The organism is Brucella cytisi (assembly GCF_038433355.1).
Lineage (GTDB): Bacteria > Pseudomonadota > Alphaproteobacteria > Rhizobiales > Rhizobiaceae > Brucella > Brucella cytisi.
This window is the reverse complement of record NZ_JBCAUP010000026.1, coordinates 52,572-66,805: the sequence shown is the minus strand read 5'-3', so window position 1 is coordinate 66,805 and position 14,234 is coordinate 52,572. Positions and strand designations below refer to the sequence as shown.

The window sequence follows — 14,234 nt, the reverse complement described above, 5'->3', positions numbered from 1 at the left end:
AGCGCCGATCTGATTAGGTCGACGCTCTAACTATTTGTTCTAATACGCACTTTTCCCGATGCCGTTAGATGCTGCGCCGGGGACGACGAATGGCTCTTACTTTTCCACTGCTTCCGCCGCCGCAGAAAAAAAGGTCGCCGCCATCGGACTCAAGCCCCGATACTCCGGTCCCATCCGGCATGTTCAAGCGTTCAAGCACGGCACCTGTTTTCTGATCGATACGGCGAATATCGCTCCCGGTGTTTTCCCACGTACCATGCCAAAGTTCGCCGTCAACCCAGGTGACACCGGTGACGAACCGATCGGATTCGATCGTGCGCAGGACTTCTCCGGTCTCGGGAACCACCTGATGTATTTTGCGACCGCGATGCTGTCCGACCCAGAGCGATCCCTCTGCCCATGCCAGGCCGGAGTTTCCGCCACCGCCGGGCGCCGGGATTGTGGAGACAACCTCGCCGGTCCTGGGGTTGATCTTGCGGATCATGGTATCGCCGATCTGGAACAGGTGCTCGCCGTCGAATGCAGTTCCCGCATCGGCGGCGACGTCGAGTGAACGCAGTATTTCTCCGCTTTCCAGATCAAGGGCGTTCAGTCTGTTGCCCGTTGCGAACCAGACTTGATTGCCGTCAAAGCTGACCCCGGCCACGTCATCTGCATCGGGGAAGGGGCCATACTCGCGGATGATTTCAGCGGCTGAATGTTTCATGTCTTTATCCTAGCTGTAAATCCGCGTAGCGGGAAGCAACAAGCTTGTCGGGAATCCAGGTACGCCCGATGCGATCCAGCGACACGCCCTTCCGCGCCCGAACGCTTCGGCCTTGCCGTCCCGGGCAAGCTCTTCGAGTGCTCGCTGCACCGTACGCGGGCTCACATTCAACGCCAGCGCCAATGCCGAACTGGACCAGGCTTCTCCATCGCCCAGCAGAGCAAGGACTTCGGCACGGCCGCCTTCTACGTGCGGCAGCAGCACAGCGACATTGCGCGTGGTGTAAGGTTGCAGAACAAACCCATCCTTGGTTGCATTCAGTGTCGCCAGCGGTTTGATGGCCTCACGCAGCCGGGCAACTTCAACACGCAGGCGCGCGCGGTGTGACGCATCAGCTTGCCGCGCTTTGAAAGCGCGTTTGAGAAGCGTCTCACGTGCTATATCCTTCGGCCAAGCTTCCGCTAGAGCGCGCATGAGTTTGAGCAGTACCGGACGGGTGGTGAGTGGAACTATTGTTGTCCCTCCACGCACCACATTGCGACAGGTGTCCACTATGAGTGTATCGGAGGCCAAAAGCCTTTCGATGTCTTCGAGATGGAGCAAGCGCTCTTTGCCACAGGTTACCAAGCGAGCTGCTGGCGCGCCGAATGCTTGTGCCGCCCGATCGACCTCGGTCGAGAGCGCTGGAATACGTGCGTCTGTGGCTGCTTGCCTTGCCCGTTCCAGCGCCGCTTTCGCTGGCGCTGTTTTGACGCGGCGGATGGCTATGCCAGCCGCCACCAGTTCGCGACCGGCCAGCGACGCGCGAGACAGAGCGCTGTCATCCAATTGAATGAGCAATGCTTCGGCTTCATCAAGGCGACCGATCAGGAGAAGGTGCCGGGCTTCGAGATAGCCGGCGTGGGCCGCGTTGCCGCGGTCACCGAACGCTTGAAGTGCCGACCGGGCTGCATTGAGCCTTTGTAATGACCGACCGAGATCGCGCGAAACAAGTGCGATTTCTGCTTCGGCAACGGCGCAACGCGCACGGGCTACGATTTCTTTAGAGCCGAAGCTGCGCGCCGCGCTTCGCAGCAGTCTTCTGGCACGCACGAAGTCGCCGAGTTGCGCCATTGCTATGCCACGCAATGCCCGCGCTGGCGGATCGTCGCGTAATGCAACTCTTTTCAGGGCAGCGAGGGGGTCGCCTGCCGAGAGAGCGTTTGCAGCGGCGGCAATCAGCAGGTCCATTGAAATCCCGTCACACTTGTAACTCTCACTCACCCCTCCATCTGAGCTAGCTTCATTGTATCGCAACGGCTGGAAACGGCAATTCAATGGGAGAAGCAGAAATGCCAATGCGCACCGTAACAGAAAAAGTTGGTTCGCCATCCAGGCTGACGAGTGATGCGTCCGGTTGGATTGGGCTCGCCGCCACCCCGACATTCGCGCTGATGGCATGGATTTCTGCGGTCGGCTCGCAGGACATCACGATGTGTTCTGGCGCATCGACCTTCGCCTCCGTCAACAGTATGGCCGTGATGTACGTGTTGATGAGCCTCTTTCACCTATCGCCGTGGATGAAGCTTTTTACTGCCAGTTTCCAACTCCCCAATACCAAACTATAGGAGACTCACAATGCAACATGCTGTTGTTTCACACGAGGATTGGCTAGCCGCTCGCCGGGACTTTCTGAAAGCGGAGAAGGAGTTGACACGTCTTTGCGACAAGGTTGACCAGCAGCGGCTCGCCTTGCCGTGGGTGCGCATCGACAAGAAATACGTTTTCGACACGCCGGACGGCTCACGCACGCTGGCCGATCTCTTCGATGGCCGGTCCCAACTTCTGGTGCAGCATTTCATGTTCGCGCCGGGATGGAAGGAAGGCTGCCCCAGTTGCTCCTTCATGGCTGACCACACCGATGGTATGAACAAGCACCTTGCGCATCACGACGTCACCATGATCGCCGTCTCCCGCGCCCCGCTTGCCGACATTGAACGTTACCGCGAGCGTATGGGCTGGCAGTTCAAGTGGGTGTCGTCCTTCGGTACCGACTTCAACTACGATTTTCGAGTAAGCTTCACACCTGATGAAGTCGCCGGCGGAAAAATCGACTACAACTTCGGCGAATGGAGGGAAGTTGGCGAAGAATGGCCGGGCGTCAGCGCCTTTTACAAAGACGGTTCGGGCGAGGTCTTCCGGACTTACTCCACTTATGGACGCGGCGTCGAGGTAATGATGGGCACTTACAATATGCTCGATCTTGCTCCGAAAGGTCGCAACGAAGCCGGAGGAATGGACTGGGTTCGCCGTCACGATCGCTACGGGCAATCGCTCCAGAACGCATAATGACCGGATGGCCGCGGGAAAATGAAGCATGAGCCGGAATTCGTTGGAGTTCCGGCACTTGCCTCTTTGCTGTTATGGCATGCCTGCAGGACAACGTAACAACGGAACGCAGCATAAATTGGGATATTGCCGGAACGCTTGGATATCAGTTCTGGGACAATCTATTTGCTGTTGCAGGTTATCGCGCACTTGGTTTCGACTATAGTCACGACGGTTTCGTTTACGATGTAGTTCAAAAAGGACCTAGGGCTAGTGGTGCATTTTTAATAAGATACCGAAGTTCGAATGAACCATTGAAATCAACGTCAAGCCCGGTCAATCAATGCGCTATGGACTATTGGTCACCCATAGCGCATCGCCTACGATTTCGAGAGGCGGCTATCAGCGCTCAAGTCTTGATGGTGTTTCTCCCGCCGACAAAGCTGAACTAGCCGTCATTTCCGAAAGCATCGAAATCAAAGTACTTGTCGTTGATTTCCTTATATTTTCCGTTGGCCCGGATTTCCTTGATCGCTTCGTTGAACTTTGAAACCATTTCCGGACGTCCTTTTTTTATAGCGGCTCCAACACCAGCACCGTGATATTGTGCCACCGGTGGATATGTACCGATCATCTTGCAGCAGGCACCTTCCGGCGTCTTGAGCCACTCTGCCAGCGACACGCTGTCATCATTAATGGCATCAAGACGACCGTTCACGAGGTCCAGTTTGAATTCCTGAGAGGTCGGATAAGCTTTCACCGTGCTGTCGGTGAAATAGGCTTCTGCATAGTTTGCATGGGTCGTTGAGCCTTGCACACCGATAGTCTTGTCAGCAAGGTCGTCTTTGGTGACGCCCTTGATGTCCGAATCCTTCAATGCCACCATTCCAGGAGGCGGGTTGAAGTACTTGTTGGAAAAATCGACCTGCTTCTTCCGTTCCTCGGTGATCGACATGGAAGCAATAAATGCATCAAACTTCCCGGACTGAATGGCGGGGATAGCGCCATCCCAATCCTGAGCGACAATTTCACATTGCGCCTTCATCTGATCGCAGAGCGCTTTGGCGATTTCAACCTCGAAACCGGCGAGCGTTCCATCTGCCAACTGATAGTTCATCGGCGGATTGGCACCCTCAGTGCCGATGATGAGCTTCAAAGGCTCTTCACCATAAGCCATGCCTGTTGCTAAAGAAAACGTCATCGCGAGTACTGACGGCGTGAGTGCTGCTGTTTTTAAATAGTTCATGGCTTCCTCCCATTTTGTTTAGATTTAAATAGAGATCGGGTATGAAAAGATTTTTTATTGGATTGATTTATTTGTCTGAATGAAAGTATTCTATTGCGTATTGTGCGTAGAGGGCTGCACCCTTGAAAAGAACATCTTCATCAATGTTGAATTTCGGATGGTGGTGGGGATAAACGGCACCTATTGCTTCGTTACGCACACCGATAAAAGCAAAGACACCCGGGTAGATTTTCAGGAAGTCGGCGAAGTTCTCCGAAGCCATGATCGTATTGAAGCTTGTGCAGTCATTCTCCAGACCGAGAGCCTCGATGGCGCGGTGAGCAACATTGCTGCATGCAGGATCGTTGGTGACGGCTGAAACGCCGCCGCTGAAAATGATTTCTGCTCGTGTACGATAAGCATCGGCTGTGTTTGTTATTGTCCGCTTCAGCGCTTCTTCGAGATAATTCATTGTCTCAGGGCGCGTTGCACGCATGGTGCCAGAGACTCTGACCTTGTCTGGAATGACATTATCTGTATTGCCGCCGCAGATACTGCCAAAAGTCAGCGCGACAGGTTCCGTGGGTTCGAATTCACGGCTGACGAGTGCTGCGCAATTCATAATAATCGCTGCCGTCGCGATAATGGGATCGACGCCTCTGTTGGGATAAGCGCCGTGTGTTCCCACGCCATGGATCGTGAGGTCAATTGATTGTCCTGCAGCCATTCTAGGGCCAGCCTCAATGGAGATTTTGCCGGTCTCCAACTCAGACCAGAGATGAATGCCCAACACGCTTTCAACTCTGTATCTGGCAAGTTCTTTCAGAATGTCGTCCGTTCCCTCGCCAACTTCCTCGGCTTGTTGAAAGCATAGCTTGACCGTCCCATGAAGCTGATCGCGAGCGTTGACGAGAACTCGCGCGGCGCCCAGCAACATCGCGACATGTCCATCATGACCGCAGGCGTGCATCACGCGAAACACTTCAGATCTGTAATCGAGGTGAGGGTTGTCTTCTTCGATTGGCAATGCATCCATGTCGGCACGCAAAGCAACGACCCGTTCGCTCTGCGACCCGACGATTGTTGCCACAATCCCAAATTCGCCGACTTGGGTATACGGGACGCCGATTGCATCAAGCTCGTCCCTGATGCGCGCAGAAGTACGTCTTTCATTCAAGGAAAGCTCAGGATGTCTGTGAAACTCCCTGCGCAGTTCGCGCATATAGTTTTGCTCGCTTTGAGCCAGTTCCAACGTTTTCAGTTCCGCCCCCGCACCATTTGTCGTCCCTGACTACCCTTTGATAAATCTGCCCGCGAACAATCGGTACAGACCCAAACCCTGCGTGAGTGACGGGGCGCAATCAGTCGAATATCTGCGTGCGCTATGCCCCGCTTTGTGTTCCCGCTTGACCGTCGAGGCTGTCATATCTCCCGCCGCACTTCATCCGGTAAAATGCCGTCTTGGCAGGCATCATGCCTAAATCTGCCGTCATATTGTCGGAGGCTGCCATCCATAGATAAGCTGCAGGTTTTGTAGGGGGCAGGTCTGTCGATGTTAGCTAACATTGTTCGGTTGACAAAACTGCTGAGGCTACAGCAACCGGTGCGAGGAATCGTTTTGGGGTACGGGTCTGTGCTCATTAAAGAAGGCTGTACTAATCGGGCGGCAAAGTATTCAACGATGCCGCAGTGCAACGTTTCTGATTGCGATATCGCTCGTCAGATGTCAGGCCTCATGCCATCAGGAAGGATGAGGTCGCTCTGTCAGAATGCTGCGTGCGCTGCGGTTATAACATCGATGTGCTGTATTTCACTGACAGGCAGGCCCTCAAACTCGACAAAATGGCGATGCCGGACATTGTATCCAGTCTTCGCTATCCGCTGAATGGCGCTTTTCGCAGCTATGAAGTTTAGTCACTTCCGGCAGACGCGGTCTATACCGGTAAATTGCTTTCCAAACGCTCCGGCAAGCGGAACGCAAAGCCTGTGGCTATCGATGAGATGAACCTGACACCAGCCATCAGCCAATATTGAAAAGCGATGAAGGAACGTGTTGACACATTGCCCGTTGATAACCGGGGCAGGCTTTTCGGTGAACAGGTTAGGCGAGAGGTCCTGGTCAATCAGATGATGGGGATTGTCATGAATGGCAGTCAGGTTCACTACGGTTTTGGACTGTTTCACCGAACAATGGAGAGCCCGCTGATGAAGCGTGACCTGCTTCTTACGGCCTTCTTTTCGAACATGATTGCGCACGCTTTCTGGATTATATGCGGGACCAGCAGCGCGAACCCATCATGGGCGAGTCGCTCAATAGGGGCCGCAGCATCAATGTTAGCTGTCTCCGGCGCTTTAAGCTGTGTAACGGTTGCTCTGAGCATGATGTGACAGACGCCTTCCAAAGGTGAAACATTGTCCGGCATTTGAGATTCTGAGTTTTCTTGTGGGGAGAGCCTTGTTTCTTCCCACGATAAAGCTAATCATCAACGCAGCAGTTTCTTTGACCCCGAAGATGAAGTTCGATCATTGCTATGAGGAAGGTGAAAATCCATGACCTCGGTAAAGCAGTATGTGATTCAATTTGCGTTGATGTTGGGCGTTTTCTCTCTAGGCCTCATTGATGTTTCCCATGCCCAGTTTCTTGATTCTTTCAAAGCTCGAAATACAATAACCGCAGATGCCGTAACGCGGACGCCAGTCGGAACCCGTGTGTTGCTCGCCGGTTCGATCAAAAGCAATGTCAGAAGGGCTCAGTATGTTTTTCAGGATCATACCGGAAGAACCCGAGTTCGGATCGAGCGCGAAGTCTGGCGTGGGAGAGAAATAAATACAAAAAACAAGATCGAACTTCGGGGTCGTGTCGAAAACGACGTCAGGGGAAGGTTCATCGACGTATATTACTTCAAGATAGTCGAATAGTTGGTTTGAGTAACTGATTTAATCGGGAGTTGCTATGTTTAGACTGGGTGGAAAATATCAGCATCTCATTCACGGTGACAGCTGCGGTTGCTCCAATCCGATACTGCAACAGGTTTCCCGGCGACTGGACCGATTATCGCGAAGACATTTTCTTGCAGGTGCGGCAGCGACTGCTGCGACAACGATGATTGCAGATCGTTCTTTCGCACAGTCTCCCAAAATTCTCCTGACGCGAGCGCGGCTTTTCGACGGCAGGGCGGACGCTCTGAAATCCGGTGTGCAGGTTCTGGTCGAGGGCAATCGCATCGCAGCTGTCGATACGACAAACAGTGCTCCACCCGAAGGGGCAACAGTCATCGATTGCGGAGACCGCGTATTGATGCCGGGCCTGATCGACGCGCACTGGCACGCCGTCTATGCGGCGGTGCCACTGCCGGTGCTTCTGGAGGGAGATCTGGGTATAATTTTCGCAGCATCTACGGCAGAAGCAGAACGCACACTTCTGCGGGGCTTTACGACAGTGCGCGATATGGGTGGACCAACGTTTTCATTCAAGCGCGCGATCGACACGGGGATCATCGCCGGTCCGCGCATCTTTCCCGCAGGCGCGATGATAACGACGACCGGCGGTCATGGTGATCTCAGACTGCCAACGGAAATTCCGCGCGATGGCAGCAAACTCAGCACCGGTGAATTGATGGGGGCTGCAGCAATCGTCGATGATGCAGGCAGCTTGAAGCTTCGTGTGCGCGAGCAACTGTTGCAGGGCGCTTCGCAGATCAAGATCGTTGCTGGCGGCGGTGTTTCCTCGCCCCGCAGTCCGCTCGACATGTCAACATTCAGTGAGGACGAAATTCGCGCGGCGGTCGATGTGGCAAAGGACTGGAACACCTACGTCACAGTTCATGCCTATGCGTCGAATACGGTCCAGCGGTCCATCAGGGCCGGTGTAGCATGTGTAGAACATGCACATCTGATGGATGAGGAAACTGCGCGTATGTTTGCAGAAAAGAATGTCTGGTTGAGCATGCAGCCTTTCCTGACGATGGAGGATGCGGCGTCACAGACAGGGCCAGGCGCCGAACGGATTCAGCAGCTTTTCGCAGGCACGCCAAGGATTTACGAGTTCGCGCGCAAATATGGGATCAAGACAGCTTGGGGTTCCGACGTTTTGTTTTCACCCGCATTGACCCCGCGCCAGAATTTCATGCTGACCCATTTGAGCCAATGGCATTCGAACGCGGAGGTGCTTCGTGCAGCTACATCGGTCAATGCGGAATTGCTCGCGCTTTCCAATCTGCGCAATCCTTATCCCGGCAAGCTCGGCCTTGTAGAACCTGGCGCTTTCGCCGATCTTCTGGTTCTGAACGAAAATCCGCTCGACGATATTCACGTGCTTGAAAAACCGGAGCAGACGTTGGCGGTCGTCATGAAAGACGGTCAGGTTCACAAGAATACCCTGAACGCATAACTTGTTTTCATTTTTGACGGCGGGGAGGATTTATGCTGAAGGTTGGCAATGCAACCCTGACCCTGATCGCGGGATGCGTACTGATTGCATTGCTTTATTATGGCAGGGCCGTAATTGCGCCCGTCGTTTTTGCGCTGTTCATCATTATGCTCGTCTGGCCGGTTCAGCGCAGACTTTCATCGATCCTGTCGCGCTATCTCGCATTGGTGATCACGTTTCTTCTGGTGGTTTTCCTTCTGCTCGGTTTTGGATGGCTGATTGCATGGACAGTCGGACAGGTCGGTCGCCGCATATTGATCGACGCAGTTCGGTATCAGCTCCTCTATGAGCAGTTCACAACGTGGCTTGATGGGCATGGCATCGCGGCATCAGTTCTGTGGTCGGAGAATTTCAGCGTAAGCTGGACTTTACGTACGCTCCAATCAATAGGAAGCCGCCTCAACAACACATTCAGTTTCTGGCTCGTGGCGCTGGTCTATGTTCTGTTGGGGCTTGCCGAAACTGACGAGTTTCGCGCGCGGATCAAACAGTTGAAAAATCAGGAGGCTGCAAATTCATTCCTGCGCGCCAGCCAGTCAGCGGCCGCAAAAATCCGGTTCTACATGCTGCTCAGGGGCCTGATGAGCCTTGCAACGGGCTCACTTGTCTGGCTTCTGACCCGTTTGATCGGCTTGCCATTCGCCGAAACCTGGGGATTTGTCGCGTTCATCCTGAACTTCATCCCTTTCCTTGGGCCGCTGATCGCTACGCTTTTCATTACCGCGTTTGCCTTCACGCACTTTGCCAATTGGCAATGGGTGCTCGCAGTCTTTGTCGGTTTGAACATCATACAGTCCGTCATCGGAAGCGTGATAGAGCCTCGATTGACGGGAAAGACAATTTCCCTGTCGCCATTTGCAACGCTCTTTTCCGTGTTCGCCTGGGGCTCGCTCTGGGGTGTCTTCGGAGCTTTTATCGGCGTTCCGATCACGATCGTTGCCCTGACTTTCTGCGCGCAATACTCCGCAACAAGCTGGTTTGCGGAAATATTCGGCTTTTCCCGCGAATAACGTTCAAAGCTTTACGATGGAAGAACCAGTAATCGGGCCTCAAGCGGGTGCCTTGACCTTTCAAGATGCAGCCTATGTAATATCTGGGAATGGGCATAATCAAAATGGGAAGGATATTTCTATGAGAACGATCCTGTACAGTGTCTTGACGATGGCCGTAATTGGCGCCACTGCGAGCGGGTGCACAACCGACGAAAGAAGAACAGCCGGCTATGGTGTTGGCGGTGCCGCGATTGGCGGGCTTGCCGGAGCTGCCATTGGAGGTGACACGCGTGGCGCGCTCACCGGCGCAGCCATCGGTGCAGCCGCAGGTACGCTCGTAGGCGTCGCACAGACCCGTAATGGCGTTCAGTACTGCCGCTATCGCGATCAGCACGGCCGTATTTACGAAGCACGTTGCCGCTAGAGCATGTCTTCCGCAAACGGGAACCGGTTTCGGGATAGAGACTTGCGGTCCTGATACGGCTGTGCCGCATCTATGCATTGGATATCTGGAGCGTCTCTCGATCTGATTGTATCAGACAGGCGCTCCAAAAGCTTGTTTTCGTGATATTTTCCCGAACCTGCTCATCCGCTTCGGGACTTTTTATGCCTGTCGCCAATCATGAAACCGGCGAACAGTTTCGGCTTGTGAGTTGTGGTTCTTTGTTACTTTGGAGGGGAACATGAAGCTGCATGCGGTCGGCGCTTTTCTTGCATTCACTGCCATCTTCACGATTGGAACCGTTGCAGGGACGGTTCCCGCTTTCAGTCAAAACCAGTCGATTACCGTCGGAGTTCGGATAAACAACGGCCATAGGATACGCTGTTCCGAAGGTACCAGATTGCTGAGAATGCGTGGTTTTCGGAATGTCCGCGCCCTTGATTGCCGTGGCAGTCATTTTCTGTATCGAGCTGATCGGTCTCGTAGAACCTACGATGTCACGGTGCGGGCGAGAGACGGAAGAATAACAAATGTTCGTACCGTGAGATGGCGTCGCTGATCCATGTGATGTCCTTATTTCAGGCTTTTCGAGGAAAGGAGCAAGGTTGTGTCCGAACTGGTTGTTATTGGATTTGATACGGTGGGAGAGGCGGATGCTGTTCTTTTGAAGCTCAATCAGCTTCAGAAAGAATATCTCGTCGACCTTGAGGACGCGGTGATTGTCGTGAGGGATGAACAAGGCAAGGTTCATCTCAAGCAAAAATATAATCTGCCCGCCATGGGCGCTGGATCGGGGCTCCTTTCCGGTGCGATCTGGGGTGGATTGGTGGGGCTTATTTTCCTCAATCCACTTGCCGGCATGGCGCTTGGTGGCGCTGTAGGGGCAGGTGCTGGAGCCTTGTCCGGCTCGCTCGCCGACTACGGTATTGATGACAAGTTCATCGTGTCTCTTGGAGAAACCATCCCGGAGAACTCGTCCGCCTTGTTCGTTCTCCTGCGCAAAATTCAGTGGGACAGGGTCATGGCCGATTTCCCCGACCTGCGTGGCCGGGTACTGAAAACGTCCTTGTCTCTCGAGCAGGAGCAGCGCCTCAAGGAAGCACTCGAAGGAGCGTTGCCGACAACCTCATAATGTGGTGTTGCCCTAAACCCGGCGATGCTGCACCATCGTGACAACGTGGCCGTTCTGCCTCGATTCTCGAGCGAGGGCATGATTTGAAGCTGATTTTCACCCTTGCATTTGTTCTGCTTATCGCAACGGGATGTGCCGGAAACAGAGCTGTCACTGGTCTGGGAATAGATGTGGCTTGCCAGACCCATTCCAAAGCGGTGGTTCCGTTTACGGTCGCGACGGTACGAGAGCGAATTGACGATCCCAGTATCGCCTATTCCCGCAACAGATCCCCGCTACTGAACTTTTCGACGATTGACGTACACATCCCGGAAATGCACCGTGCGGGAAACGTAGAAACCGCGTCGGTCAGGCCTGATCCCCGAAGGAATTTCATGGCGTCGAACTATGCACCGTTGCCTGATCGACAAGCTACGGTCCGGGAGTTGGACCGGCAGCTGGCAAGCCGCCCGGCGGCGCAGCGTGAAATATTCGTTTTTGTCCACGGCTATAACAACAACTTTGCCGAGGGACTTTTCCGTAATGCGCAGATTGTCCATGACTATGATGTCTCTTCGGTGCCTGTTCATTTTTCATGGGCGTCGGCTGCGGCCTTTACACGCTATCTCTATGACCGTGACAGCGCGATCATCGCACGCAGGGGATTGGCTGAAACACTCGAAATCGCGGCACAGACAAAAGCCAGTGGCATCGTTATTGTCGGTCATTCGATGGGTGCCGTTGTCGTCATGGAAGCCTTGCGCACACTGTCTGCAGATAAACGCCTTAACGTATTGAAGCGCATCAAAGGCGTGCTGCTTGCGGCTCCCGATCTCGATCCGGATCTTTTCCGCAGCCAGATTGATGATATCGACTATTTGCCTCAACCTTTCACGATTGTCGTATCCAGGCGTGATCGGGCACTCGATATCTCGCGCAGACTGGCAGGGGGCGCGCCACGGGTCGGTAGCGGCTTTGATATCGCCTTCCTGCAGAACAAGAATATTCAGGTTCTTGATATTTCTCAGGTCGATAGCGGTGGTCATAGCCTGTTTGCCAGCTCGAATACGCTGATCAAGTTTCTGGGTTCGGGCTATCTGCTGCGCAGGCTTATTACGGATGAGTATGCAGGCATGGATGATACTTTCATCGCCGCCGGGCAAGGTACATTCGAACAGGCCTCACTGGCCCTTCATCTGCCTGCACGTGTGATTGATCGCCTGGGTGCGCGTTAGGGACACGACACCTTCATGGTGAGCCCTCGATGATAAACCAGGTTAAGCTTCTTGTGCGGTTCGACACTCAACAAGTTGATGGTGTATCACTCAAGTCCCTAATTGAACTTGTCTATAGTGATCCAGCGAGTTAATCTGCCTGAATATTTCATCCTGCCTTGGTTTTATTGTTCGGTATCGATAACGCACGTAGTTCTCAGAGAACATAGAGGTGGCAATCGGCCATGAGCACAGGTTGGCATGCCGAGCTTGAACTGCGGTTTGAGCATAATCGCGAAGTGACGCGGCTCATGCGGCGACGCCATGTGGGGCCTCTTGCGGTGCAGCAACCCTTCTATCCTGAAAAGGACGGCAGCGCTCACGTCTATCTTCTTCATCCGCCCGGTGGTGTGGCAGGGGATGATGTCCTTGATATTTCTTGTTTTTTAGGTCGGAGCGCCAGAACAGTTCTGACGACGCCGGGCGCTACGAAGTTCTATCGCAGTGAGCGGGGCCAGAGCATCCAGACGACCAGGATCGATGTGGGTGAGGGTGGCATATGCGAATATCTCCCGCAGGAGACAATCGTTTTTAATGGCGCAAAGGCGTCCATAGGCACGAAAGTCTCCCTGAGTGGAGATGCGGTCTATTTGGGGTGGGACATTATCAGTCTCGGACGGCCCGCTTGTCAGGAAAGTTTTGACACTGGCGAAGTCCGTCAGCGGGTCGAAATATTCAGGGACGGCAAGCCGATCTGGTTCGAGCAGTTTCGTCTTCACGGTGCTGAGCCGGCGATGAATGCCGCTTTTGCCTTCTGTGCAAAACCGATTGTCGCGACGATGGTTTATGCCGGACCGGCAGATGAAAGTGCGCTGCACGCCATTCGCGGAGCAGTTGGAGATACTGCCAGAAATCTGTTCTCGGTGTCACGGCTCGAGCGGGTGATCGTCTGTCGTTATCTCGGCGGGCGCATGTCGGAAGCCAAAACATTGTTTCGAAAAGCCTGGGAAGTTCTGCGCGAAACCGGACTGGGGAAACCGGCAGCTGCGCCACGCATCTGGGCAACATAACTCACTTTGGAGAGGGCCTACAAATGGAACTATTGCCACGTGAAAAGGACAAACTTCTGATTTTCACCGCAGCTTTGGTTGCGGAGCGACGGAGAGCCCGGGGGTTGAAACTTAACTACCCGGAAGTTGTGGCTTACATTTCCGCCGAAATTCTGGAGGGCGCACGCGACGGTAAGACAGTTGCGGAACTCATGTCCTACGGCGCCACGCTTCTCACCCGTGATGAGGTGATGGAGGGGGTGCCTGAAATGATCCACGACATTCAGGTAGAAGCCACCTTTCCGGATGGCACCAAGCTTGTGACCGTTCACAACCCCATTCCGTAGAGCATTCCTAAATCTTGGGAAACGCTCTGGTTTTTTGTTTTTACGCGCATCTTGTTCCGAAACGTTTCACTTCTTTCGGGATGCGCTTCAGGAGACGATCATGATACCGGGTGAATATTTCATCGAAGACGGGTCGATCGACCTCAATAACGGTCGCGAAACGCGCACCATTGCCGTGGAGAACACGGGCGACAGGCCAATACAGGTCGGATCGCATTATCATTTCTATGAAACGAACGAGGCGCTTGCCTTCGACCGGGAGCGGACGAGAGGTTTCCGGCTCAATATTCCGGCCGGGACTGCGGTGCGGTTCGAGCCGGGGCAGGACCGTGAAGTCGAACTGGTTGCACTGGATGGTGACCGGGAAGTCTACGGCTTTAATGCAAAAATCGACGGAAAACTCTAGGAGGGA

General features: G+C 54.0%; 15 protein-coding genes. 11 read left to right on the top strand and 4 right to left on the bottom strand.

Annotated elements, in window-relative coordinates; translation table 11 throughout:
* Positions 1-64 precede the first annotated feature (64 nt).
* Both AAE521_RS21180 and AAE521_RS21175 read right to left on the bottom strand, forming a co-directional pair.
* Complete coding sequence (locus tag AAE521_RS21180) at positions 65-706, bottom strand: NHL repeat-containing protein (protein ID WP_342062368.1); 642 nt, start codon at positions 704-706, stop codon at positions 65-67.
* 9 nt (positions 707-715) lie between these two features.
* A complete protein-coding gene (locus AAE521_RS21175; RefSeq protein WP_342062367.1) occupies positions 716-1,936 on the bottom strand; it encodes a helix-turn-helix domain-containing protein in 1,221 nt (406 codons plus the stop codon).
* An 86-nt stretch (positions 1,937-2,022) separates the two neighbouring features.
* Between AAE521_RS21175 and AAE521_RS21170 the strand changes: the two genes are divergently transcribed.
* Positions 2,023-2,313, top strand: a complete 291-nt coding sequence (locus tag AAE521_RS21170; RefSeq protein ID WP_342062366.1) for a hypothetical protein — start codon at positions 2,023-2,025, stop codon at positions 2,311-2,313.
* Positions 2,314-2,323: 10 nt separating this feature from the next.
* Entirely contained in the window at positions 2,324-3,034 is a 711-nt protein-coding gene (locus AAE521_RS21165; RefSeq protein ID WP_342062365.1) for a DUF899 domain-containing protein, read from the top strand.
* 427 nt (positions 3,035-3,461) lie between these two features.
* Here the strand turns inward: AAE521_RS21165 and AAE521_RS21160 are convergent, their stop codons facing one another.
* Together AAE521_RS21160 and AAE521_RS21155 are read right to left on the bottom strand one after the other, a co-directional pair.
* Positions 3,462-4,259 (bottom strand): transporter substrate-binding domain-containing protein, encoded by a 798-nt coding sequence (locus AAE521_RS21160; protein ID WP_374865047.1) that lies wholly within the window; start codon positions 4,257-4,259, stop codon positions 3,462-3,464.
* A gap of 67 nt (positions 4,260-4,326) precedes the next feature.
* Positions 4,327-5,490, bottom strand: a complete 1,164-nt coding sequence (locus AAE521_RS21155; RefSeq protein WP_342062364.1) for a M20 metallopeptidase family protein — start codon at positions 5,488-5,490, stop codon at positions 4,327-4,329.
* 1,298 nt (positions 5,491-6,788) lie between these two features.
* Here AAE521_RS21155 and AAE521_RS21150 point away from each other — a divergent pair.
* The 9 genes from AAE521_RS21150 to AAE521_RS21110 all read left to right on the top strand — a co-directional run bounded on the left by AAE521_RS21150 (position 6,789) and on the right by AAE521_RS21110 (position 14,228).
* Positions 6,789-7,157, top strand: coding sequence for a YgiW/YdeI family stress tolerance OB fold protein (locus AAE521_RS21150; protein WP_342062363.1), 369 nt, complete (start codon positions 6,789-6,791; stop codon positions 7,155-7,157).
* Positions 7,158-7,191: 34 nt separating this feature from the next.
* Entirely contained in the window at positions 7,192-8,628 is a 1,437-nt protein-coding gene (locus AAE521_RS21145; protein WP_342062362.1) for a metal-dependent hydrolase family protein, read from the top strand.
* Positions 8,629-8,660: 32 nt separating this feature from the next.
* Positions 8,661-9,677, top strand: a complete 1,017-nt coding sequence (locus AAE521_RS21140; protein ID WP_342062361.1) for an AI-2E family transporter — start codon at positions 8,661-8,663, stop codon at positions 9,675-9,677.
* Positions 9,678-9,798: 121 nt separating this feature from the next.
* A complete protein-coding gene (locus tag AAE521_RS21135) occupies positions 9,799-10,083 on the top strand; it encodes a glycine zipper 2TM domain-containing protein (protein ID WP_342062360.1) in 285 nt (94 codons plus the stop codon).
* A 625-nt stretch (positions 10,084-10,708) separates the two neighbouring features.
* Positions 10,709-11,233: a DUF1269 domain-containing protein gene (locus AAE521_RS21130; protein ID WP_071631773.1), complete on the top strand. Its 525-nt coding sequence runs from the start codon at positions 10,709-10,711 to the stop codon at positions 11,231-11,233.
* A 374-nt stretch (positions 11,234-11,607) separates the two neighbouring features.
* Complete coding sequence (locus AAE521_RS21125) at positions 11,608-12,447, top strand: alpha/beta hydrolase (protein WP_235817624.1); 840 nt, start codon at positions 11,608-11,610, stop codon at positions 12,445-12,447.
* A gap of 224 nt (positions 12,448-12,671) precedes the next feature.
* A complete protein-coding gene (locus AAE521_RS21120) occupies positions 12,672-13,496 on the top strand; it encodes an urease accessory protein UreD (RefSeq protein ID WP_071631771.1) in 825 nt (274 codons plus the stop codon).
* A 23-nt stretch (positions 13,497-13,519) separates the two neighbouring features.
* Positions 13,520-13,822: an urease subunit gamma gene (gene ureA, locus AAE521_RS21115; protein ID WP_071631770.1), complete on the top strand. Its 303-nt coding sequence runs from the start codon at positions 13,520-13,522 to the stop codon at positions 13,820-13,822.
* 100 nt (positions 13,823-13,922) lie between these two features.
* Entirely contained in the window at positions 13,923-14,228 is a 306-nt protein-coding gene (locus AAE521_RS21110) for an urease subunit beta (RefSeq protein ID WP_061345482.1), read from the top strand.
* Positions 14,229-14,234 lie beyond the last annotated feature (6 nt).

What these genes read in the sequence shown, in the direction of transcription:
- AAE521_RS21180 (WP_342062368.1), bottom strand. Translation starts at nt 706, where the DNA reads ATGAAACATTCAGCCGCTGAAATCATCCGCGAGTATGGCCCCTTCCCC.
- AAE521_RS21175 (WP_342062367.1), bottom strand. Translation starts at nt 1,936, where the DNA reads ATGGACCTGCTGATTGCCGCCGCTGCAAACGCTCTCTCGGCAGGCGAC.
- AAE521_RS21170 (WP_342062366.1), top strand. Translation starts at nt 2,023, where the DNA reads ATGGGAGAAGCAGAAATGCCAATGCGCACCGTAACAGAAAAAGTTGGT.
- AAE521_RS21165 (WP_342062365.1), top strand. Translation starts at nt 2,324, where the DNA reads ATGCAACATGCTGTTGTTTCACACGAGGATTGGCTAGCCGCTCGCCGG.
- AAE521_RS21160 (WP_374865047.1), bottom strand. Translation starts at nt 4,259, where the DNA reads ATGAACTATTTAAAAACAGCAGCACTCACGCCGTCAGTACTCGCGATG.
- AAE521_RS21150 (WP_342062363.1), top strand. Translation starts at nt 6,789, where the DNA reads ATGACCTCGGTAAAGCAGTATGTGATTCAATTTGCGTTGATGTTGGGC.
- AAE521_RS21145 (WP_342062362.1), top strand. Translation starts at nt 7,192, where the DNA reads ATGTTTAGACTGGGTGGAAAATATCAGCATCTCATTCACGGTGACAGC.
- AAE521_RS21140 (WP_342062361.1), top strand. Translation starts at nt 8,661, where the DNA reads ATGCTGAAGGTTGGCAATGCAACCCTGACCCTGATCGCGGGATGCGTA.
- AAE521_RS21135 (WP_342062360.1), top strand. Translation starts at nt 9,799, where the DNA reads ATGAGAACGATCCTGTACAGTGTCTTGACGATGGCCGTAATTGGCGCC.
- AAE521_RS21125 (WP_235817624.1), top strand. Translation starts at nt 11,608, where the DNA reads ATGGCGTCGAACTATGCACCGTTGCCTGATCGACAAGCTACGGTCCGG.
- AAE521_RS21120 (WP_071631771.1), top strand. Translation starts at nt 12,672, where the DNA reads ATGAGCACAGGTTGGCATGCCGAGCTTGAACTGCGGTTTGAGCATAAT.
- ureA (WP_071631770.1), top strand. Translation starts at nt 13,520, where the DNA reads ATGGAACTATTGCCACGTGAAAAGGACAAACTTCTGATTTTCACCGCA.
- AAE521_RS21110 (WP_061345482.1), top strand. Translation starts at nt 13,923, where the DNA reads ATGATACCGGGTGAATATTTCATCGAAGACGGGTCGATCGACCTCAAT.